At 63.6% G+C, this 21814-nt stretch carries 20 protein-coding genes; 8 read left to right on the top strand and 12 right to left on the bottom strand.

The window, feature by feature from the left end:
* Position 1: 1 nt before the first annotated feature.
* Positions 2-1681, bottom strand: coding sequence for a circadian clock protein KaiC (gene kaiC / locus EO99_RS0109510; protein ID WP_029618411.1), 1680 nt, complete (start codon positions 1679-1681; stop codon positions 2-4).
* A gap of 186 nt (positions 1682-1867) precedes the next feature.
* On the opposite strand from kaiC, the gene EO99_RS0109505 reads away from it, so the two are divergent.
* The 5 genes from EO99_RS0109505 to EO99_RS0109485 all read left to right on the top strand — a co-directional run bounded on the left by EO99_RS0109505 (position 1868) and on the right by EO99_RS0109485 (position 8422).
* A complete protein-coding gene (locus tag EO99_RS0109505) occupies positions 1868-4564 on the top strand; it encodes a DUF2339 domain-containing protein (RefSeq protein WP_051679790.1) in 2697 nt (898 codons plus the stop codon).
* On the top strand, positions 4561-5211 hold the full coding sequence (locus tag EO99_RS0109500; RefSeq protein WP_029618409.1) for an HD domain-containing protein: 651 nt from the start codon (positions 4561-4563) through the stop codon (positions 5209-5211). Before EO99_RS0109505 ends, EO99_RS0109500 begins: the two co-directional genes overlap by 4 nt.
* 10 nt (positions 5212-5221) lie before the next feature.
* A complete protein-coding gene (locus EO99_RS0109495; protein WP_029618408.1) occupies positions 5222-6070 on the top strand; it encodes an MOSC domain-containing protein in 849 nt (282 codons plus the stop codon).
* Between the two features lie 125 nt (positions 6071-6195).
* Complete coding sequence (locus EO99_RS0109490) at positions 6196-7092, top strand: DMT family transporter (RefSeq protein ID WP_029618407.1); 897 nt, start codon at positions 6196-6198, stop codon at positions 7090-7092.
* A 103-nt stretch (positions 7093-7195) separates the two neighbouring features.
* A complete protein-coding gene (locus EO99_RS0109485; protein ID WP_029618406.1) occupies positions 7196-8422 on the top strand; it encodes an MFS transporter in 1227 nt (408 codons plus the stop codon).
* On the opposite strand, the gene recO is transcribed toward EO99_RS0109485, so the two are convergent.
* Positions 8419-9171 (bottom strand): DNA repair protein RecO, encoded by a 753-nt coding sequence (gene recO, locus EO99_RS0109480; protein ID WP_029618405.1) that lies wholly within the window; start codon positions 9169-9171, stop codon positions 8419-8421. The two genes, EO99_RS0109485 and recO, sit on opposite strands and share 4 nt — an antisense overlap.
* Before the next feature lie 172 nt (positions 9172-9343).
* On the opposite strand from recO, the gene EO99_RS0109475 reads away from it, so the two are divergent.
* Complete coding sequence (locus EO99_RS0109475; protein ID WP_029618404.1) at positions 9344-9709, top strand: hypothetical protein; 366 nt, start codon at positions 9344-9346, stop codon at positions 9707-9709.
* A gap of 20 nt (positions 9710-9729) precedes the next feature.
* On the opposite strand, the gene EO99_RS0109470 is transcribed toward EO99_RS0109475, so the two are convergent.
* The 5 genes from EO99_RS0109470 to acpS all read right to left on the bottom strand — a co-directional run bounded on the left by EO99_RS0109470 (position 9730) and on the right by acpS (position 13228).
* A complete protein-coding gene (locus EO99_RS0109470) occupies positions 9730-10242 on the bottom strand; it encodes a PAS domain-containing protein (protein WP_029618403.1) in 513 nt (170 codons plus the stop codon).
* 95 nt (positions 10243-10337) lie between these two features.
* Positions 10338-11282 (bottom strand): GTPase Era, encoded by a 945-nt coding sequence (era, locus tag EO99_RS0109465; RefSeq protein WP_037111527.1) that lies wholly within the window; start codon positions 11280-11282, stop codon positions 10338-10340.
* Between the two features lie 8 nt (positions 11283-11290).
* A complete protein-coding gene (gene rnc / locus EO99_RS0109460) occupies positions 11291-12007 on the bottom strand; it encodes a ribonuclease III (RefSeq protein WP_029618401.1) in 717 nt (238 codons plus the stop codon).
* A complete protein-coding gene (gene lepB, locus EO99_RS0109455; RefSeq protein WP_029618400.1) occupies positions 12008-12754 on the bottom strand; it encodes a signal peptidase I in 747 nt (248 codons plus the stop codon).
* A gap of 69 nt (positions 12755-12823) precedes the next feature.
* Positions 12824-13228 carry a holo-ACP synthase gene (gene acpS, locus EO99_RS0109450; protein WP_029618399.1) on the bottom strand — a complete coding sequence of 135 codons (405 nt, stop codon included), beginning with the start codon at positions 13226-13228 and terminating at the stop codon, positions 12824-12826.
* 452 nt (positions 13229-13680) lie between these two features.
* Between acpS and EO99_RS0109445 the strand changes: the two genes are divergently transcribed.
* Positions 13681-16755, top strand: coding sequence for a hypothetical protein (locus EO99_RS0109445; RefSeq protein WP_051679789.1), 3075 nt, complete (start codon positions 13681-13683; stop codon positions 16753-16755).
* Positions 16756-16888: 133 nt separating this feature from the next.
* Here EO99_RS0109445 and EO99_RS26620 read toward each other — a convergent pair whose 3' ends face one another.
* The 4 genes from EO99_RS26620 to EO99_RS27360 all read right to left on the bottom strand — a co-directional run bounded on the left by EO99_RS26620 (position 16889) and on the right by EO99_RS27360 (position 20152).
* The gene (locus tag EO99_RS26620; RefSeq protein WP_069733964.1) at positions 16889-17041 is read right to left on the bottom strand and encodes a DUF3563 domain-containing protein; all 153 of its coding nucleotides are present in this window, start codon (positions 17039-17041) and stop codon (positions 16889-16891) included.
* Between the two features lie 143 nt (positions 17042-17184).
* Positions 17185-19416 carry a RelA/SpoT family protein gene (locus EO99_RS0109435; RefSeq protein ID WP_029618397.1) on the bottom strand — a complete coding sequence of 744 codons (2232 nt, stop codon included), beginning with the start codon at positions 19414-19416 and terminating at the stop codon, positions 17185-17187.
* A gap of 103 nt (positions 19417-19519) precedes the next feature.
* Complete coding sequence (rpoZ, locus tag EO99_RS0109430) at positions 19520-19933, bottom strand: DNA-directed RNA polymerase subunit omega (RefSeq protein WP_029618396.1); 414 nt, start codon at positions 19931-19933, stop codon at positions 19520-19522.
* 51 nt (positions 19934-19984) lie between these two features.
* A complete protein-coding gene (locus EO99_RS27360) occupies positions 19985-20152 on the bottom strand; it encodes a hypothetical protein (protein WP_156034700.1) in 168 nt (55 codons plus the stop codon).
* A gap of 75 nt (positions 20153-20227) precedes the next feature.
* On the opposite strand from EO99_RS27360, the gene EO99_RS0109420 reads away from it, so the two are divergent.
* Complete coding sequence (locus tag EO99_RS0109420) at positions 20228-20803, top strand: LabA-like NYN domain-containing protein (protein ID WP_029618395.1); 576 nt, start codon at positions 20228-20230, stop codon at positions 20801-20803.
* Positions 20804-20819: 16 nt separating this feature from the next.
* On the opposite strand, the gene EO99_RS0109415 is transcribed toward EO99_RS0109420, so the two are convergent.
* Positions 20820-21776 carry a lysylphosphatidylglycerol synthase transmembrane domain-containing protein gene (locus tag EO99_RS0109415; protein ID WP_051679788.1) on the bottom strand — a complete coding sequence of 319 codons (957 nt, stop codon included), beginning with the start codon at positions 21774-21776 and terminating at the stop codon, positions 20820-20822.
* Positions 21777-21814 lie beyond the last annotated feature (38 nt).

Here is a 21814-nt window from a genome sequence, read left to right as displayed (position 1 = left end):
GCTATGCCCGGCGACTTTGTTCAATCAGCAGCCGGTCACGCTCGGCCTGAGCCTCATACACTTCTTCATTCTGGCGAATGCGTCCGAGCTCCAGCTCGTCAGCCTCCAGCTCCGCGTTCAGAGCATCGATTTCCGCCTTTACCCGCTGCCGCCGCTGGCTGATTTCCGCCTGCTTGCGCTCGGCATCGGCTGCCCGTTCGAATTCCCGGCGCCGATCCTGCGCCTCCTGGATCCGGCGCGCGGACCCGGTGAGCGCACGACCTTCGCCGATATAGGGCCGAACAAGCTTGATCCCGTCGTTGGACAACACGAATTCACGCACCTGATTTGAATGTGCCGTTCCTCTTGCCTTCAAGAGATAGAGCTCGCGATTGAATTCGCCACTGCTCTCGCGGTTGAGAAGCAGGATCCAGGCGTCCATGAGCGACGACAGGCCGACGTCGGTCTCGACGGCCTCTCCCTGGCCGTGAGTCAGGTGGGTAAAAACCCCGGTCACGCCGCGCGCCTTCAGGAAGTCGACCATGCGCAGCATCATCGCCTGCACTTCGAGCTGGTCGGCATTGCCGATGAAGGCGGAGATCGGATCGACCAGGACGAGGCTCGGCTTGAAGCGCGTCACCTCGCGCAGCATCACGGCCAGATGCATTTCGAGGCTGTAGAAGGTGGGGCGGGCCGCGATGTGACGGAAGAGACCCTGATCCATCCACGGCTTCAGGTCGACGCCAATCGATCGCATGTTGCGGACCGTCTGGTCCGACGATTCCTCGAAGGAAAAATACAGGGCTCTTTCGCCGGCCTCACAGGCGGCGGCGGCAAAGCAGGCGGAGAGAGAGCTCTTTCCGGATCCGGCAACGCCGCTGACCAGAATGCTGGAGCCGCGATAGAAGCCGCCGCCCACCAGCATGTCGTCAAGATCGGGCACGCCGCTGCGGATGCGCTCTTCGCTGACCTTGTGGTTGAGGCCAAGCGAACTGACCGGCAGGACGCTGAAGCCGTCGCTGTCGATCAGGAACGGATACTCGTTGGTGCCATGCGCCGTGCCGCGGTATTTGACGATCCTCAGCCGGCGGGTGGAGATCTGGTTGTAGACCCGATGATCGAGGAGCAGCACGCAGTCGGAGACGTATTCCTCGAGGCCCTGGCGGGTGAGACTGCCATCGCCACGCTCGCCGGTGATGACGGTGGTCATCCCCTTGTCCTTCAGCCAGTCGAACAGCCGGCGGATCTCGGCGCGCAGGATTGCCGGATTGGTGAAGGCGGAGAACAGGCTCTCGATGGTGTCGAGCACGATGCGTTTGGCGCCGATCTCGTCGATCGCGAGCTCGAGCCGCAGGAACAGCCCCTCGAGGTCGTAATCACCGATTTCCGCTAATTCGGCCGGGTCGACGGCGATGTGCTCGATCTGGATCTTGCCCTCGGCAATCAGGTCGTCCATCCCGAAGCCGAGCGATGCGACGTTGCTGACGATATCGACCGGACGTTCCTCGAAGGTCACGAAGAGGCCTGGCTCATCGAACTCGCGGGCGCCGTTCAGCAGGAATGTGGAGGCAAAGAGGGTCTTGCCACAACCGGCCGAGCCGCACACCAAAGTGGGGCGCCCGGTGGGCAGTCCGCCCAGGGTCAACTCATCAAAGCCTTCGATGCCGGTCGGTGATTTCTTGATTTCGATGAGGTCGTTCATATCGTCTCAGCCCCCGTACATCGTCCGAACATGTCCCGTAGAACATGACACAGTGCTGCGCAATTTCAATTTGACATACCCATGGTACAGAACCGCCAAACACGACAGATACCTTAATTCGTGCGTGCTCTTTCCGAAGAGCGAACCCGGCATGTATAAGCAGGACAATCATCCAGGGCGGATTGCATGGAACTGTTGCTGCTTATTCTGATCGTGGTCGGCATTGTCTGGCAACGAAAAACGTCCCAAAGGCTTGCCCACCTCGAGGACGAGATGTCGGCGCTAAGCGCGCAGCTTGGTGCGACCTCCATGCCGGCACCGGTCGAGGCCCAGCCCACCGTCGCTCCGGCCGTTCCTGCAAATGTCGTCGATGCGGAAGAACGCCAGATCGCACCGGAGGCCGTTGAGGCAGCCGCGCGCGAGACGGTCTCTCCGGTTCCACAACATGCCGGACCACCGCCCAGCGCCGCGCGCGACACCTTCGAAAGCCGTCTCGGTGCCCGCTGGGCCGTCTGGGTCGGCGGCATCGCGCTTGCCTTCGGCGGCATTTTCCTGATCCGCTATTCGATCGAGAGCGGCCTGCTCGGGCCGGCGGCGCGGCTGACGCTGGCGGTGGTCTTCGGCCTCCTGCTGGTGGCCGCCGGCGAACTCATCCGGCGCAAGGCATTGCCGCAGGTGTCCGAACGCTACGGCAATGCGATGATCCCGGGCGCGCTGACCGCCGCCGGCGCGGTGACGCTGCTGGCCGCCACCTATGCCGCCCATGGCTACTACGGTTTCATCGGCCCGGCGCTGGCCTTTACTCTCCTCGGCCTGATCTCCTTTGCGACCCTGGCGCTGGCGCTCCTCCACGGACAGGCGCTCGCCGGGCTCGGGATCACGGCTTCTCTCCTGACGCCGGCGCTCGTCGCGTCCACTGCGCCAAGCGCCGACATTCTGTTCGGCTTCCTCGCCATCGTCTGGCTTGCCTCGGCTGCGGCTTCACGCCAGCGCGACTGGCTGCGGCTGCCGGCCCTGGCAAATCTCGGGCTGGCCTGCTGGGCGCTGGTCTATGTGCTGACCTCCGACACGTTCGACCCGCTGCCGCCGACGCTTGCGCTCCTCGTCATGGTCGCCGGGACGGCCTTCGTCTGGCCCGGGAGGACGTTCATGCAACCGGTTGATCCCGCCCAGGAAAGCCGGCTGAGATTCCTGCGGCGGCGGCCACTCGGTGTCGGGTTGTCCGTGTCCATCGGCATTCTCCTCTCCTCCTTTGCGATGCTGGCCGCCTTCGATGCCGGCGAGGTTTCCCCGACCTTTGCCGCTGCGGCGCTGATTGCAGCGCTGGCAGCGCTCGGAGCCGGGCGATCCTATGCCGTCTGGCCGACGCTGCTCTCCGCCGCCGGCGCCGTCACCGTCGGCGGCCTTCTGGCGCTGATCCGTCTCGATACAATTGCGGTGGTGGGCGACGCGGCAGAACCGGTCGCTGCGGTTTACACGGCAGACATCGCCATCTGCCTGCTGCTGGGGGCCGTCTTCACCTTCCTCGGCTTCGTGTTCCTGAAGCGCTTCGGCCCGCAGGAGAGACGGCTAAGCGTGATCTGGGCCATCCTCATGTCGGCGGTGCCGGTGACGCTGGCCACGATCAGCTTCCTCAATTTCGGCCTGCTGGGACTCGACTGGCCCCATGGGCTCTATGGCGTCCTGCTTGGCGCCGTGCTTCTTGCAGGTGCCATCTGGCAGTTCCGGGCTGTGGAGGCGGGCGGCAGCCGGCGCGTGGCCAATCTTCTCGTGCTCGGATCCTTTGCCGCCTTCGCCTTTGCCCTTCACGCGCTGACGAACGGGCTGGTCACCACCGTCCTTCTCTCCGTCCTCGGCTTCGCCTATGTGCTGGCCACCCGCCAGCGCCCATGGAGCGCCCCGCCCTGGGCCATGTCGGCGGCGCTGCTGGTGATCTTTGCGCGGATCACCTGGGAGCCGACGCTGGTGGGACCGGGCCAGCTGGGTACGACGCCTTTCCTCAACGCGCTCTTGCCCGGTTACGGCATCCCGGCCCTGCTCTCGGTGCTGGCCGCCTACCAGCTGCGCCATTGGCCCGATCTGCGGGCGCGCAATTTCCTGCAGGCGCTCGCCTCGCTGATGGTGCTGATGACCGCGGCGGTGCTCGTGCGCCACGCCATGAACGGCGGCGTGCTTTATGGCGGCACCCCGACGCTGGCTGAACAGTCGATCTACACGCTGCTGACCGTCGGTTTCTCCGCTGCCCTGATGACGCTCGACCGGCAGGCGCCAAGCCCGGTCTTCCGCTACGGGTCGATGATCGCCGGCGTGATTGCCACGATCAACGTGCTGTCGCTGCACGTCTTTGCGCTCAACCCCTATTTCAGCGGCGAGAGCACCGGAGCCTGGCCCTTCGCCAACCTGCTGCTGATTGGCTATCTCCTGCCGGCGATCGCCTATGCCGGTCTTGCCTATTATGCGCGCGACAAGCGGCCGGCGCCGTATGTGGCGATGCTGGCGGCGAGCGGCGCGGCTCTCGGTTTTCTCTGGGCGACGCTGTCGGTGCGGCGCTTCTGGCAGGGCGAGAATATCGCCGACTGGAAGGACTTCCTGCCGGGCGAGACCTATACCTATTCCGTCGTCTGGCTGGCAATCGGGGTCGCCTGCCTGATCCTCGGATCGCGGTTCGACGCCCGCAGCCTGCGGCTGGCATCGGCCGGACTGGTGATCGTCACCGTCATCAAGGTCTTCCTCATCGACATGTCGAACCTCGAAGGCATCCTGCGGGCGCTCTCCTTCATCGGGCTCGGCATAGTGCTGATGGGGATCGGACTGTTCTACCAGAAGATCCTGACCCGCTCCTCGACGAACATCCCCTCACCTGCGGAAGGTGACCAGCCGTGACCGCACCGCTTGCCGCAGCCTTTACCCCCTTCGATGACCTCGCGCGTCAGCTTCTGGCACATGCGACGGAGGGAGACGACGGGTCGCACGACATCGCGCATATCCTGCGCGTCTTCCGCAATGCCATGCGCATCCATGCAGCCGAGGGCGGCAACGGGCGGGTTCTCGCCGCTGCAGTGCTGCTGCATGACTGCGTCGCGGTGGAGAAGAATTCGCCGCTGCGGGCAGAGGCGTCGCGGCTGGCGGCGGACAAGGCGTCGAACGTGCTTTCGGCACTCTCCTGGGACGAGACGGATATTGCCGCGGTCGCCCATGCCATTACCGCCCACAGTTTTTCCGCCAACATCTCGCCCGAGACGCTGGAGGCGAAGATCCTGCAGGACGCCGACCGGCTGGATGCCATCGGCATGGTCGGGGCGGCCCGCTGCTTCTACATCGCCGGTCGCATGGGGTCGGGCCTCTACGATCCGGCCGATCCGCTGGCTACCGACCGGCCGCTCGACGACAAGGCGTTTGCCATCGACCACTTCAAGACGAAGCTGTTCAGGCTGGCCGAGGGGTTCCGGACATCCGCCGGGCGGGCGCTGGTCACCGAACGGCACGCGCGTTTGAAGCACGTGCTCGAACTGTTTCTTGATGAGATATGAAGGTTCTTCCATGCACGTCAGCGCTTTGCATTTCTATCCCCTGAAGAGCGGCCGCGGCATCGCCTTGCGTGAGGCCGAGATCGGTGCGGAAGGCATTCCGGGCGACAGACGCATGATGCTCGTCGATCCGGACGGGACCTTCATCACCCAGCGCGACACGCCGGCGCTTGCCCGACTGGACGTGCAGCCGCAGGCAAAGGGCGCGACGATCGCGTTCGACGGCGGCGAGGCTTTCGACATCCCGCTGCCGACCGCCGAGCGACGTATGGATGTCGTGGTCTGGAAATCGAGCGTCAGCGCCGCGGTGGCAGACGATGCCACCAACGCGCGCCTCTCGGCGTGGATCGGCCGCGCGGTGCAACTGGTGTTCTTCGACGACGTGGCCGCGCGGACGGCGAGCGCCGAATGGGCCGGCGACGGCACGCCGGTGACCTTCGCGGACGGTTATCAGGTGCTGATCACCACCACCGCCTCGCTGGCCGCCCTCAACGCCGACATGGAAGCGCATGGCGAGGGCGCCATCGGCATGGAGCGCTTCCGCCCGAACATCGTGCTGGAGACGGACGAGGCCTGGACAGAGGACGGCTGGGTGTCGCTTGAGATCGGCGGCATCACCTTCGACCTCGTCAAGCCCTGCGCCCGCTGCATCATGACCACCCAGGACCAGTGGACCGGCTCTCGGGACGTCGCGAGCCCGATGCCGGCTATGGGACGCATCCGCATGTCGGCCGATCGGCGCGTCCCCGGACCGCTGTTCGGCTGGAACGCCGTGCCGCGCGGCCGTGGCCGGATCGAGATCGGCAGCGCGGTCAAGGTGCTTGCGGAACGGGATGTCGCATGGGCGATCAAGAGGCGGTAATTTTCGGCTTGCCTCAAACCTGATGAACGCTATTTTCAGGCGTGGTTGTCAGACAACCTGCCTGCCTTTCTGCCGGCGACCTCCCGTTTCATTCTCGAGGCCGTCCTTCCAGGGAAATAGCTTTCATGACACCTCGGGCGACCGGCCTCGCATTCGCGCTTCTGGCGGTGACCATCTTTTCGATCCAGGACGGCGTCTCCAAGCACCTCGGCGACAACTATCCGGCCATCTTCATTGCCATGATGCGCTACTGGGCCTTTGCCGGCTTTGCCGTCATCCTCGCCTCCCGTTCGCGCGGCGGGCTACGCGTCGCGGCCACATCCCCACGACCCTGGCTGCAGATCTTCCGCGGCGTGCTCTTGGCGGTGCAGATCGTCGTGGCGATCCTGTCCTTTTCGATGGTGGGACTGGCGCAGAGCCAGGCGATCTTTCAGTCGGCACCGCTGCTCGTGGCGCTCCTGTCGATGCCGCTGCTGGGCGAGCGGGTCGGCTGGCGGCGATGGACGGCGATCGCCGTCGGCTTCGTCGGCGTCGTGATGATCCTGAAGCCGGATACGGGCGGCTTCGACCTGCACATGCTGCTGCCGATGGCAGGCGCCGTGATCTACAGCTTCTATTCGATCACCACCCGGCTCGCGAGCCGGACGGACGCCGCCTCGACCAGCTTCTTCTACACCGGCGTCGCCGGTGCCGCCGCCATCACGCTGGTCGGGCCGTTCTACTGGACGAGCTTTTCCGGCAACGACGGCTACTGGATGGCGGCACTCTGCGTATTCGGGATCGCCGGACACTACTTCCTGATCCGGGCCTTCGACTACATCGACGCCGTTATCGTCCAGTCGATGTCCTATCTGCAGCTGGTGCTGGTGACGATCATCGGCGTGGTGATCTATGGTGAAACACTCGGCTTCAACATGGTCGTCGGATCGATCATCGTCGTCGGCGCCGGCCTGTTCACCATCTACCGCGAGGCCCGGGCCGGCAAGCGGCCCCTGAAGATCGATCCCAGCGGTGAGCTTTGACCTCGCCCATCAATCCGGTTGATGCATGCGTGCGCAAAACTGATTTTGGGATTGGTCGTCCCGGCGCTATGGTCGTCTCTTCACGTCCTTCAGGAGAGCCAGGATGCCGCAGGCCATAAAGTCCCCCATGCCCTGGCTGATCATCCTTTCCGGCTGCCTGATCGCGATGCTGACCTTCGGGCCGCGCTCGGCCATGGGCTTCTTCCAGCTGCCGATGCTTTCCGATACCGGCTGGGACCGGTCGACCTTCGGTCTGGCCATGGCGTTCCAGAACCTCTTCTGGGGGCTCAGCCAGCCCTTCTTCGGGGCGCTCGCCGACAAATACGGCACGGGTCGGGTGCTGGTGATCTCCGGCCTGCTCTATGCCGCAGGCCTCCTGGTCATGGCCTATGCGGACGCGCCCCTCTGGCTGCACATCGGCGGCGGCGTGCTGGTCGGGACGGCGATCGGAGCCGGCTCCTTCAGCGTCATCCTGTCCGCCTTCGCGCGCCATGTGACGCCGGAGCAGCGCTCGATGGCCTTCGGCTTCGGCACGGCGGCGGGTTCGGCGGGCATGTTCCTGTTTGCGCCACTCAGCCAGGCGCTGATCAGCAACCTCGGCTGGTCGGACAGCCTTGTCGCCATGTCGATCATGATGCTGATCGTGCCGCTGCTGGCCTATCCGCTGCGCGGCAACGGGTCCTCCGGCAGCCAGTCGCAGGCAGCCTTCAAGCAGACGGTCGGCGCGGCGCTGAAGGAAGCGCTCGGGCACAAGAGCTATCTCCTGCTGACCACCGGCTTCTTCGTCTGCGGTTTCCAGGTCGCTTTCATCACCGCGCATTTCCCCGCCTATCTCGGCGACATCGGCATCGAGGCAAGCTATGCCGTCATCGCCATGGCGCTGATCGGCTTCTTCAACATCATCGGGTCGCTGGCCGCCGGCTACATCGGGCAGCGGTATTCCAAGCCCTATTTCCTTGCCTACATCTACATCGGCCGCTCGATCGCCGTGACTGCCTTCCTGCTGCTCCCGCAGACGCCTCTCTCCGTGGTCATCTTCGCGACCGTCATGGGACTGCTGTGGCTCTCCACCGTGCCGCCGACCAATGCGCTCGTGGCGATCATGTTCGGCACGCGGCACCTCGGCCTCCTGGGCGGGCTCGTCTTCCTGTCGCACCAGATCGGCTCGTTCCTCGGCGTCTGGATGGGCGGCTATCTCTATGATCGCCTCGGCTCCTACGACGCCGTCTGGTGGCTGGGCGTGATCCTCGGCCTCTTCGCCGCCGTCATCCACTGGCCGATCCGGGAAAAGCCCGTGGAGCGGCCGCAACCGGCTGCGGTGCCGGCCTAACCGGCCTCCTGCACATCCGGGCGCGACAGCGCCTTCAGCGCCGCCTGGACGAAACCGTCCCGGGCGGCGTTTTCGGTGATGCCGCGCGGCTCGTAGATGTGGCGGTGAAGGAAGTATCCCGTCAGGCGGAAGGCCGCCGCCATGCCTGCCGCATCCGCAGCGGCCCGCGATCCCTCGTTCAGGAAGGATGGCAGTGCCAGCAGCCGATCGGCGTAGGGCGCGCCCGCCGTACGGCAGACCGCGCGCCCGCTCTTCGGCGAGACATAGAGAAGATCGTCCCTGACGCCGGTGGCGGCGCATTCGGCAAGATCAAGACCATAACCGAGGTCGTTGAGGATCGCGAGTTCGAAGCGAACGAAGAGCTCGCCGGCATCGGCGGGATCATCCATCGTCTCCAGAATTACGTCCAGCGCCTCGTAGAGGTGCGGATGCGGATCCCGCTCCGGCAGGAGGCGCAGCAGGGCACCCATGGCCTGCACCCCATAGAGCGAGGTCGCCGTCTCCATCAGCCGGGCAGCCCGCAGCTTCAAGGGCTCCAGCTTGAACTCGCCGAGATGCTCGTCGAGCCGCGCCCGCCAGACCACCTCGACCCGGTTGCCGGGCTGCAGCACCGGCTGCATGGTGCGCGACCGGCCGGAACGCACGATACCCAGATGCCGGCCCCGGCCGCGGGTCATCACCTCGGCGATCACGCTCGTCTCGCCGTGCCGCTTCACCCCGATGATGATTGCTTCATCCTGCCATTGCATCGATGCATCAGTTCCTGTCGCCGTGAGAGAGCTATAGCCGATAAGAGGCTTTGCCTGAATTGCTAATGCTGACGGCATCCTGTTTGGCGAAGGCGGCATAATCTTGATGAGGGCTTGGAACAAAAGGCCCTCGTTCGGAATTGCTCAGCGGAAATCCCACCGAGGTGCGCCCATGAAATATCTTCCCATCGTTCTGCTTCTCGCCGCCTCCCCGGCGGCCGCGCAGTCGCCCGAGCTCGAACAGGCCTGCACTGCCGTTGCGCAGAACTTCCTGCTGACGCCCACCATCACGACCGGCGTGGTGCAGTCGTTTCCGGACCTCGAACCGCCGGGTGCCAGAATGACCTATTCGACCCGCGCGGATCCGCAGCCGACCGATTTCACCAACGAGATCGAATGCCAGTTCGCCACTGCGACGCCGCCGCTCAGCCTGACCCGCTTCTGCATCTCCAGCACCTGCTATTCGGAGAACGAGCAGGAACCGGAGAACCGTCGCCGGTACCTCGAGGTCAAGGCGCTGATGGACCGCCAGAACTAACCTGCCACCACCCGATCGAGCTATCTCTCCGTCTTGCCACCCAGGACGGAGAGAGCAGACGAAAGGTAGCGGGCCGCCAGCGCATGTCTGCGGCCTTTTGCTATGCAGAGCGCTGCCCGACAGTGCAATTCCAGCGGATCTTCAACGATGCCGACCACAGCCGGCTGCGGCAAGATCGTCACGACGCCGCTGTAGATCGACGGAATCCCGTGGGCATCGCGCAGGCAGCGGCCAATGGCAGACACGGTGATCTGGCGCCCATCCGGGTGAACGACCTGGTACTCTTCCTTGTAGAAGCCGCCCGTCAGGATCGCGTCATGCATCGCCTTGGCGAGGCGCTGCCGATCTCCATCCCTGACGTAGCGGATCACCTCCGCGATGGGTACGCCTTCCGTCACCGCTTCCAGGGAGAGGCCGAAGACGGAGGCGATGACCTGATCGCCGTATACACGATCTTCGGGCACGATGAATGTGTAGATGCCGGTGACCGTATCCCCGTCCTCGTTGTCGTTCGTCACCAACAGCCGCCCCATCCAGACCTACCTCGTGCGATTCCAGCAGAGGCTTATGAATGGCTCGATGTGCATTAGCAACTGCTTAAAATTGGGGCGAGATATTCCAAAAGCTGTTAGCCTCTCGGGAATTCCAGACCCATCTCGCGGAAGCGCTCCGGGTCGTCACCCCAGTTCTCCCTCACCTTGACGAAGAGGAAGAGGTGGACAGGCTGCTCGAGGATTTCGGAGAGCTCCTTGCGCGATGCGGTGGAGATCGCCTTGATCGCGTCGCCGTTCTTGCCGAGCGCGATCTTCTTCTGGCTGTCGCGCTCCACATAGATCACCTGCTCGATGCGCACAGACCCATCCTTGCGTTCTTCCCACTTCTCCGTCTCGACGTGCGAGGCGTAGGGAAGCTCCTGGTGCAGGCGCAGGAAGAGCTTTTCGCGGGTGATCTCGGCGGCCAGCTGGCGCATCGGCAGATCGGAGATCTGGTCTTCGGGATAATACCACGGGCCTTCCGGAAGGCGGTCGGTGAGGAAGTCCAGCAGGTCCGTGCAACCCGAACCGGTGGTGGCCGACACCATGAAGGTGCGCTCGAACTCGACGACCTCGTTTGCCGCCGCCGTCAGCTTCAGCAGGCTTTCAGGATCGACGCGGTCGATCTTGTTGAGGACCAGGATCTTCGGCTGGTGGACGTCCTTCAGACCCTGGAGGATGGCGTCGGCATCGCCGCGCAGGCCCCGCTCGCTGTCGATCAGCAGCATGATCAGGTCCGCGTCCTTGGCACCGCCCCAGGCCGACATCACCATGGCGCGGTCCAGCCGGCGGCGCGGCTTGAAGATGCCGGGCGTGTCCATGAAGACGATCTGGGCGGTCTTGTGGATGGCGATGCCGCGGACGATCGCCCGCGTGGTCTGCACCTTGTGGCTGACGATCGAGACCTTGGCGCCCACAAGGCGGTTCAGGAGCGTCGACTTGCCCGCATTGGTGGCGCCGATGAGCGCCACGAAACCGGACCGGGTCGGTGCTGCTGTCTGCTCCGGCTCGGTGCCGATGATGTTGTCGTTCTCTGTCATGTTCCCATTCAACTTTCGGCAGACTGTTTCTGCCATACGCCTTCGCGCTCCAGCATTCTGGCGGCGGCCACCTGCTCTGCCGCGCGCTTGGAGCGATCGATGCCTGTTTCCGGCGCGACGCCCTTGATCTCGACCGTCACGGTAAAACGCGGATCATGATCCGGACCGGAGCGGTCGTCCACCCTGTAGGCCGGAGTCAGTGCGAATTTCGCATGCGCCCATTCCTGGAGTTCAGTCTTGGCATCGCGCCTGGCGCCATCGGCGCGGGTGGCCCGTTCCTGCCAGTAGCGGGTGATGAAGGTCCTTGCCGCCTCCAGGCCGCCATCGAGATAGAGGGCCGCTATCAGGCTTTCCACGACGTCGGCGCGCACGTTCAGCATGCGCTTGCCGGTCAGCTTCTTCACGTCGGCGCCGGTGCGGATGTATCGGTGGAGGTCCATCTCGTCGGCGACCTCGGCGCAGGTCTCGGCGCTCACCAGCTGGTTCAGCCGCACCGAAAGTTCGCCTTCCGCGGCCGTCTTGAACGTGCGGAACAGCAATTCGGCGACGCACAGACCGAGCACCCGGTCCCCGAGAAACTCCAGTCGCTCGTAGTTGGCGCCCTTGGCGGAGCCCGTGCTGGCATGCGTCAGCGCCCGGTCCAGCCATTGCTTGTCTACGAACTCGTGACCGATGAGCGTTTCGAGCTTCGACTGATCGTCCGCCGAGAGCAACTTCCCCTTCATTCAGCTGACACCCTTGAACAGACGCTCCCAGCGCATGTTGGAGGGCCACTTCCAGAATTCGCGGAAGGAGGTGTCGTTGCCGACGGAGAAGAAGATGACGCTGGCGCGGCCAACCAGGTTCTCGGCCGGCACGAAGCCGACGTCGAAGCGGCTGTCGAGAGAATTGTCGCGGTTGTCGCCCATGAAGAAATAGTGCCCCTCCGGCACGATGAACTCGCGGGTGTTGTCGCCGCGGGAATTGGCGACCTGGTCGAGCGTCTCGTAGCTGACGCCGTTGTCGAGCGTCTCGCGGAAGACCGGCACGTCGGCGCCGGGGTCAAGGCGATAGTCGGAGGTGAATGAACCATCCTGCTGCTTGGGAACCGGCTCGCCGTTGATGGAGAGAATGCCATCCGTCATCTGGATCCGGTCGCCCGGCAGGCCGATCAGGCGCTTGATGTAGTCGACATTGGTGTCGGTCGGCAGGCGGAAGACGATGACATCGCCGCGCTCCGGATCGCTTGCAAAGATGCGGCCATCGAAGAGATCGGGCGAGAACGGCAGGGAATACTTGGAATAACCGTAGGCGAACTTGTTGACGAAGATGTAGTCGCCGACGAGCAGCGTCGGCATCATCGAGCCGGACGGAATCGTGAAGGGCTGGAAGAAGACCGTTCGGATGACCATCGCCAGAAGCAGCGCCTGGATGATGACCTTGATGTTTTCCCAGAGGGCGCTGTCATGCTTCTTGCTGGCTTTATCGGACACTTGGGGTCTTTCTTTTGAATTCCTGCATTTTGGCCTTCTCTAGCCCCTTCGCCATGCGGCGGCAATGCCTCAATCCGCCACGGGCCTCGCCTCGATGACAACAAAGGCCTGCGCATAGGGATATTCGTCGGTGATGGTGACATGCACCACGGCCTCATGAGCGGCGGGCATGAGGGTGGCGAGAATGGTGGCAGCCCCTCCGGTCAGGGCCATGGTCGGCTTGCCGCCCGGCAGGTTGACCACGCCCATGTCCTTCCAGAAGACGCCCTGGGCCAGGCCCGTGCCCAGCGCCTTGGAACAGGCCTCCTTGGCAGCGAACCGCTTGGCGTAGGAGGCGGCGCGGTTGCGGCGACGGTCGGATTTCGTGCGTTCGACCTCGGTGAAGCAGCGCTGCGTGAAGCGTTCGCCATAACGCTCAAGCGTCTTTTCGATGCGGCGGATGTCGATGAGATCGCTGCCCATGCCGATGATCATTGGTCCCTCCTTCCGGGAGGGCTCCCGGGGCACGTAGTTGACTGCGCCATGACTTGAGCATTGGCAGGCGCGACGTCAAGCGCCACGCCAGTAAGGATTTCTTAATCATTGCGGCGCGCGTTAACCTGAAGTTAAAGAAATTCGCCAATGAATAGACTTGAACGTTTGCTGCCGGAGCGGAACTCTTCCGCGTTGGTGCATGCGCAGGTGCAGGAAGCAGGGCTTTGCGGCCCTGAACGCATGACGCGCTTCCCCCGCCTTGGCCTCCGCGGCCATGTCTCACCCCAAGCCAGTCCACAAGACGCGTCTCCGATACATCATCGCGACGCCGAGATATGTGGTCTAGACCGCCGAGAGGCGCAGAGAGGGCCGCGCATTTCACATCATGCGCTCCATCTTGCGACATTCGACGGCAGACCTGAACTGCAACGGTAACCGAGTGTAGGCGCCTTATGACTCCCATTTCCGCCCTTCCAGCGAGCCAGATCCGCTACCTCTCGGCTGCCGACATCACTGCGCTCTCGCGGGACGAGATCGCGTCTCTCAGCGTGTCCCATATCCGGGCGCTGAACTCCGAACAGGTTGGCGCGCTGGAAGCCGAGGACATTGCCGCCCTCAGCGTTGCCCAGATAAAGTCGATCTCGAACCATGCCATCAAGGGCTTGAGCCTGGAGAACATCGCTGTTCTCGACGCCGCCAAGATCGCGGGCCTGCAGACGGGGCAGGTGGCGGCCCTCACCACCGACCAGATCGCCGCGATGTCGGCCAACCAGATCGAGGCCTTCAGCTCCTCTCAGACGCGCGCCCTCAGCGCCGCGCACCTCGAAGCCATGAGCGCCGAGGACATTTCGCGGCTGACGCCCGCCGAACTTGCCGCCGTCAGCGCACGCGCTCTGGTAGGTCTGTCTGCCGATATCCTTGCCGGTCTCAGCACCAGCCAGACGGGTGCGCTCACCGCGGCGCAGATCAAGACCCTGACGACCGACCACATCGCGGCGCTCACCACGAACCAGATCGCATCGCTCAGCACCTCCGCCATCGTCGGCCTGACGTCGACCCAGATTGATGCCATGAGCGCCGAACAGATCGGCGCATTCACCAGCGACCAGACCCGCGCCTTCAGCCGTGCGCAGATCGCCGCGATGGGCGCCGACGACATAGCAGCCTTTGCCAGCGCCGATATCGCGGCGATCAGCACGAAGGCCATCACCGGGCTGTCGTCGGACACGGTGGCCCAGCTTGACGCGACGCAACTCGGCGCGCTGAGCGCATCGCAGGTGACCGCGCTTTCCACACTGCAGGTTGCCGCGCTTACGGCCAGCCAGCTGGCAGACCTGAGAACCGACCAGGTCGCCGCCCTCAGTGCACGTCAGGTAGCAGCCCTCACCCCTTCGCAGATCACCGGCCTCGACAGCAAGCTCGGGTCGCTGAGCGTGCAGGCGATGGCCGGTCTCACCACCAGCCAGATCAGCGTCATGAGCCCGACGGAGATCGGGGCATTCAACACGAGCCAGGTCGGGGCATTGTCGGCAAGGCAGGTCGGCGCGCTCAGTGCCGAGCAGATTACCGCCCTCGACACCAAGATCAGCGCGCTCAGCGCAAGAGCCGTCAGCGGACTGACCACCACGCAGATCAGCGCCATGAGCCCCACCGAGCTCGGCGCCTTCAGCGAGGTCCAGATGGCGGCCCTGAGGAACACGCAGCTCTCCGCGCTGGCCGCGGAGGACATCGCCGAACTCTCCACCGGCGACATTGCCGCCATCAGCACCCGGTCCATCGCCGGCCTGTCGGGCGCCGCCGTGATCCAGCTCGATTCCGCCCAGATCGGCGCGCTGACGACCGGCCAGGTTGCCGCCCTGACCACGGACCAGATTGCCGCGCTGACGACCGATCAGATCGGTAATCTAAGCACATCCCACGTCGCCGCCCTCACCTCGCGGCAGGTTGCTGCGCTCAGCGCGGAGCAGATCACGGCACTCGACACCAAGATCAGCGCCATCAGCGCCCGGGCGATCGCGGGGCTGACGACCGAACAGATCGACGCCATGAGCCCAAGCGAGCTCGGCGCTCTCAGCGAAACCCAGATCGCTGCCCTGCGGGCGCCCCAGCTGGCGGCCCTGAGTGCCGAGGACATCGCAGAATTCTCCACCACCGACATTGCCGCGATCAATTCGCGGGCGGTCCTCGGTCTCTCGACCGGCGCTCTTGCCGGTCTCGACAGCGCCCAGTTCGGCGCTCTCAGCACGGCACAGCTTGCCTCCCTCTCGACCACCCAGATTGCAGCCCTGACGACCGACCAGGTGTCCGGCCTGAGCAGCACGCAGCTGGGCGCCCTGACGTCACGGCAGGTCTCGGCCTTCACCGACGCGCAGATCACGGCGCTCGACACCAACATCAGCGCGCTCGCCACGCGGGCTGTCGCGGGCTTCACGACGTCGCAGCTGACGGCCATGAGTCCGACGCAGATCGAAGCCTTCTCGGAAGATCAGACGGCAGCGCTGAAGGCGGCGCAGCTTGCGGCCATGGCCGCAGAGGATATCGCGAGCTTCTCGACCAGCGACATTGCCGCCATCAACAGCAGAGCGATCGCCGGCCTTTCGACAAGCGCCATCGCAGGCCTGGGTTCGGCGCAAATCGGCGTGCTTTCCACCAGCCAGATCGCAGCGTTATCAAGCGAACAGGTTACCGCCCTGACGGCCGAACAGTTCGGCATCCTCACCACGGACCAGATCGCGGCGCTGACATCGCGTCAGGTTGGGGTGATGAGCGCGGACCAGATTTCGGCGCTGGACGTCAAGATCAGCGCGCTCAGCGTCAAGGCTGTGGCAGGCCTGACCACGTCCCAGATCAGCGCCATGGCGCCGAGCGAGCTCGGCGCACTCAACGAGGCGCAGATCGCCGTTCTGAAGATGACGCAGCTTTCCGCCGTTGCTGCGGAAGACATTGCGGAGTTTTCCACCTCCGACATCGCCGCCATCAGCGCCAAGTCGATTGCCGGCCTCGCCACGGCTGCGATCGCCGAATTCGACGCCGCCATGCTGGCCGCGCTGTCGACCAGCCAGATTGCGGCCCTGTCGACCGACCAGGTGGCCGCCCTCTCTGCCGATCAGATCGGGGATCTGAACACGGATCAGGTGGCTGCGCTGACGGCAAAGCAGGTCGGGGCAATGACTGCCGAGCAGATCAGTGCGCTTGACGCCGATATCGCCGCCCTCAGCACCAAGGCCATTGCCGGCCTGACGGCATCCCAGATCGGGGCGATGAGCCCGACCGAAATCGGCACCCTGACCGACGCACAGGTCGGCGCGCTGAAGACGGTCCATTTTGCCGCCATGGCTACGGAAGATTTCGCCGAATTCTCGACAAGCGACATCGCGGCGATCAATGTGAGGGCAATTCCGGGGATAGCAGCGGGTGTCTTCTCGACACTGACCAGCGATCAGCTGCTGGCCTTGACGACGGGGCAGATCCAGGCGGCCAATCCCGACCAGGTCGAGGCGCTGATCGCCGCCTTCAACGCCCTCTAGACCATGTGCTGAAAAGCTCAGCCGGCCCGGCATGGCCGCTGCTGGCCTGCATCACGAGGGCGGATCACGTCCACGGCCGTGCAGTTGCGCGGCCGTCACAGATGAGCGGTGACGCTCGTTAGAACGTCTTGTCTTAGAACGTCTTGCGGAACATGCCGCGATCGATCTGGCGCTGGCGATATTCCAGATCGACGCGATCAGCCGAGCCGTTCAAATAGTCGAGCTCGCGTTCTTCGATGCTGGGACCGCGCAGGGCGCGGGCAAACTTCTTTACGGGACCAAACATAGTCTTCTTCCTCTTTCACGTCTTTGTTCTATTGCACTGCAGCAATATAGGACCTTGGCCGGGCAAAGACCAACGCCGCCTGAGCGATCCTGCCCTGCTTGGGAAGCATGGCAGGATCGACAGGTGACCAGTAAGAAGGCAGTTCAGTCGTAGACGCGCTTGACCGTGGAGATGCAGTCGAGATCCTTCAACTGGGTCAGCATCTGGTTCAGCTGCCGGAGGTCCCAGACCTCCACGTCGATGACGATCTCGGAGAAGTCGGCGGCGACGCGTCCCATGTCGAGGTTACGGATGTTGATGTCCAGGCTGCCGATGGTCTGGGCAACGGTCGCCAGGGTTCCGGGCTCGTTCAAGGCATTGATGATGATCCGGGCGGTAAAGCGCGACTTGTTGGCGTCGTCGAGATCCCAGCGTACGTCGATCCACCGCTCCGGCTGGTCGTCGAAGCGCTGCAGCGCCGACGCCTGGATCGGGTAGATGGTGATCTTCGTCTCGTTCTCCATGATCCCGACGATCCGGTCGCCCGGAACGGCGCCGCTCGGGGCAAAGTTTACCTGCATGTTGCCCGAAAGGCCACGGATCGGCAGCGGCACCGACCCCTGCCCGTCTGCCCCCTCGTCTTCGGGAGCCTCCGCGGAGCGGCCGGGGATGCGGAACATCATGCCGGAGACGCTTCGCACGTTGAACCAGCCCTCGTCCGCCAGGGGCTTTATGGTGACGCGCTCGTCCTTGTAGTCCGGATAGACCGCGCGCATGACGTCGATCGACGAGAGCTCTCCGCGTCCGACGGAGGCAATGGCATCCTCCACGTCCTTCTGGCCGAGGCGATGGAGCACGGGCTTCAGGCTTTCACGGGAGAAGACCTTCCCGGCCCGCTCAAAGGTCCGCTCGAGGATGCGGTGGCCGAGGCCGGCATATTGCTTGCGGATCGCCATGCGGGTCGCCCGGCGAATGGCGGCGCGCGCCTTGCCGGTGACGACGATTTCTTCCCAGGCCGCCGGCGGCACCTGCACGCCGGAGCGGATGATCTCGACCTCGTCGCCGTTGTTGAGGCGGGTGACGAGCGGCATGATGCGGCCGTTGATCTTGGCGCCCACGGTGGTGTCGCCGATATTGGTATGAACGGCATAGGCGAAATCGATCGGCGTTGCGCCGCGCGGCAGGGCGATCAGCTTGCCCTTCGGCGTGAAACAGAAGACCTGGTCCTGGAACAGCTCGAGCTTCGTGTGCTCCAGAAACTCCTCTGGATTGTCGCCTTCCGAAAGCGCCTCGATGGTATGGCGGAGCCAGGAGTAAGCGCTGGATTCCTTCGACAGGAGCTCCCCGCCCTCGCCGCCTTCGCCATCCTTGTAGAGCGCATGGGCGGCAATGCCGTATTCGGCGATCTCGTGCATCCGCCTCGTGCGGATCTGCAGCTCGATGCGCTGCCGCGTCGGGCCGATGATCGTCGTGTGGATGGACCGGTAGTCGTTCTGCTTGGGAGTCGAGATGTAGTCCTTGAAACGGCCGGGCACGACGCGCCAGCGGGTATGGACGATACCCAGCGCCCGGTAGCAGGCCGGGATGTCGCTGACCATGATGCGGAAGCCATAGATGTCCGAAAGCTGTTCGAAGGAGAGCGACTTCGACTGCATCTTGCGGAAGACCGAATAGGGCTTCTTCTGGCGTCCCTTGACCACTGCATCCAGCAGGCCGTTGGCGATCAGAAGGTCGCGCAGCTCATCTTCGATCTTGGTGATCAGGCCCTCATTGCGCGCGGAAAGCTCCGCCAGGCGCTTCGTCACCGTCTCGTATGCTTCGGGATTGAGGTAGCGGAAGGACAGGTCCTCGAGCTCGTCGCGAAGGTCCTGCATGCCCATGCGGCCGGCGAGCGGCGCATAGATGTCCATGGTCTCTTCGGAAATGCGTGCCCGCTTCTCCGGGTTCATATGCTCCAGGGTGCGCATGTTGTGCAGGCGGTCGGCGAGCTTGACCAGCAGCACGCGCACGTCGTCGGAGATTGCCAGCAGCAGCTTGCGCAGGTTTTCGGCCTGCTTGGCCTTCTTGCTGACGAGATCAAGTCGCTTGAGCTTCGTCAGACCCTCGACGAGGCGGCCGATGTCTTCGCCAAACAGCTCGTCGATCTCGGCGCGGGTCGCCGTGGTATCCTCGATCGTGTCGTGCAGCAGGGCCACCGCAATCGTCGACTCGTCGAGATGCATGTCGGTGAGGATGGCGGCCACCTCGAGCGGGTGCGAAATGTAGGGATCGCCGCTGGCGCGCTTCTGCAGGCCATGCTTCTGCATGGCATAGACATAGGCCTTGTTGAGGAGAGCTTCATTGGCATCGGGCTTGTACTTTTGAACCCGTTCAACAAGCTCGTATTGCCGCATCATGCCGAAACAATTCCTGATTTAAAAAACGAAAAAGGCGCGCCAGTCGCAGACTGGCGCAGCCATCATAATCCAAGCAAACTATTTCGAACCGGACAATGAACGATCAGTAATCGTCGCTCTTCTCCGGCGGAACGAGACCCTCGATGCCTGCCAGCAGTTCTTCTTCCGACATCTGGTCGAACGTGACCGGTTCCGGAAGGTCGTCGTCCTGGTCGTTGCGGTCGGCGTTCGTGGCAGCGCCGGCGTTCGCCGCGATCAGCGAAGCCGGATCGGGCTCGGGCTCATCGATTTCCACATGCTTCTGCAGCGAGTGGATCAGGTCTTCCTTGAGGTCGTCCGGAGACAGGGTTTCGTCGGCAATCTCACGCAGCGCAACCACCGGATTCTTGTCGTTGTCGCGGTCGATGGTGATCTGCCCGCCCTGGGAAATCTGACGTGCACGATGGCTGGCCAGAAGCACGAGCTCGAACCTGTTGTCGACTTTGTCGATGCAATCTTCTACGGTGACACGGGCCATTGCCTGTCCTTTGCGGTCGTTTTTGTTCGGGAATTTACACGCCCGATACAGCTATTGCAGCCGGAATTCAAGTTTTTCCTGCGGGTCTCCCCCCCCCTTCATGCCTGACATGCCCTGATCAAGCACGAAGATTTCAATCAAAGGTGCTTGGAGAAAGGCGAATCGTACCATAAATGCGGCTACATCACCGATTGGTAATGTAAAATGGGTTTTCAGCATGGCGAACGGGTCCGGGAGGCTTGCCGTCGCCAGTCCTGCTCAGCAGGAAATTATAATAAAGGGATGGAGAAAAAAATGTTCGACCCCAGGGAAAAAATCGCCCTTTTCATAGATGGAGCAAACCTCTACGCCGCTTCCAAGAGCCTCGGCTTTGACATCGACTATCGCAAGCTGCTCGCGTCATTCCAGAAGCGCGGCTACCTCTTGAGGGCATACTACTACACGGCGTTGATCGAGGACCAGGAGTACTCGTCGATCCGCCCGCTGATCGATTGGCTGGATTACAACGGCTACAAGGTCGTCACCAAGCCGGCCAAGGAATTCACCGACTCCATGGGCCGCCGCAAGATCAAGGGCAACATGGACATCGAGCTGGCGATCGACGCCATGGAGCAATGCCATACGGCCGATCACCTAGTGATCTTTTCCGGAGACGGCGATTTCACCACGCTCGTGGAAGCGCTTCAACGCAGGGGCCGCAAGGTCTCGGTCGTCTCGACCATGGCAACCCAGCCGCCGATGATTGCCGACGACCTGCGCCGCCAGGCCGACCACTTCATCGACCTCGTGTCATTGAAGGGCGAGATCGGTCGGGACCCGTCTGAGCGGCCGCCACGTCCGACCGAGCCGGTCGAAACATCCGAAAGCTAGCCGGAGCGGCAATCGCTCAGCCAACCTTTCCCGCCTCTGCGACAGGGGGCGGGGAATGGGTCTTGCGGCTTCTGAAGATCGCCTCGGTCACCAGCGCGAGCGGAATGCCGATCGCCAGCGGAATGAAGAAGTAGATCACGCGGAAGGCCACCAGAGAGCCGATGGAGGCCTGATCGCCCATCACATGGCGAACCGTGGCCTCAAGCACCCCAAGGCCGCCGGGTGCATGGCTGACGATGATGGCGACATTGGCGAGAACATAGGCCGTCGCCGCCTTCAGATAGCTCACGTCGCCACCGGCGCTCATGAGCTCGCGAAGGGCTGCGGCCACCAGGGCAAAGTTCAGCGTGCCGATGACCACCTGCGCCAGGGCGAGGCGAAGCTTCGGCATCTTGAAGGTCCATTTGCGGATGCGGACCGGGGCGCGGGCAAATTTCGCGAGGGCCAGATAGCCCACCACCACCAGGATGCAAAGCGCGCCGATGCCGATAACGGCAGGCTCGCCGAGCCGCAGGACTTCGGCGCCATCCGCCGGATTGATGATCATCACGATGCCGGTCAGCATCAGAAGCCCGATGGCCACCGTGATGCCCGACATCAGCACGATCTTGGCGACATCTTCAGTGTTCATGCCCCAGTGCGCGTAATAGCGGTAGCGCAGGCCGCCGCTGCTGAGGCCCGCGAGGCCGACGCTCTGGCCGATGGCCAGGCTGATGAAAGAGGCAAGCCCGATCTTCGGATAGCTGAGATCGTTGTCGACATAGCGCACGCCGCACCAGTCAAACCCGGTGAGGCAGACGTAGGACGCTGCCGTGAACGCCAGGGCCATGACAAGGTTGTAGGGCGGGATTTCGGAGACGGACGTGGTGATGTCAGACCACGTGTATTCGCTGAAGATATTCCAGAGAAGATAGGTGGCAAGGACAAGGCCGAGGACGAGAAGCCCATAGGCCAGCATTTTGTTTCGATTCATATCCGGCTCGCGCGAGAGTGTCGGCTTTAACGCAAAGC

The sequence above is a fragment of the Pseudorhizobium marinum genome, assembly GCF_000705355.1.
GTDB classification, from domain to species: domain Bacteria; phylum Pseudomonadota; class Alphaproteobacteria; order Rhizobiales; family Rhizobiaceae; genus Neorhizobium; species Neorhizobium pelagicum.
This window is presented reverse-complemented; position numbering and strand designations above follow the sequence as displayed.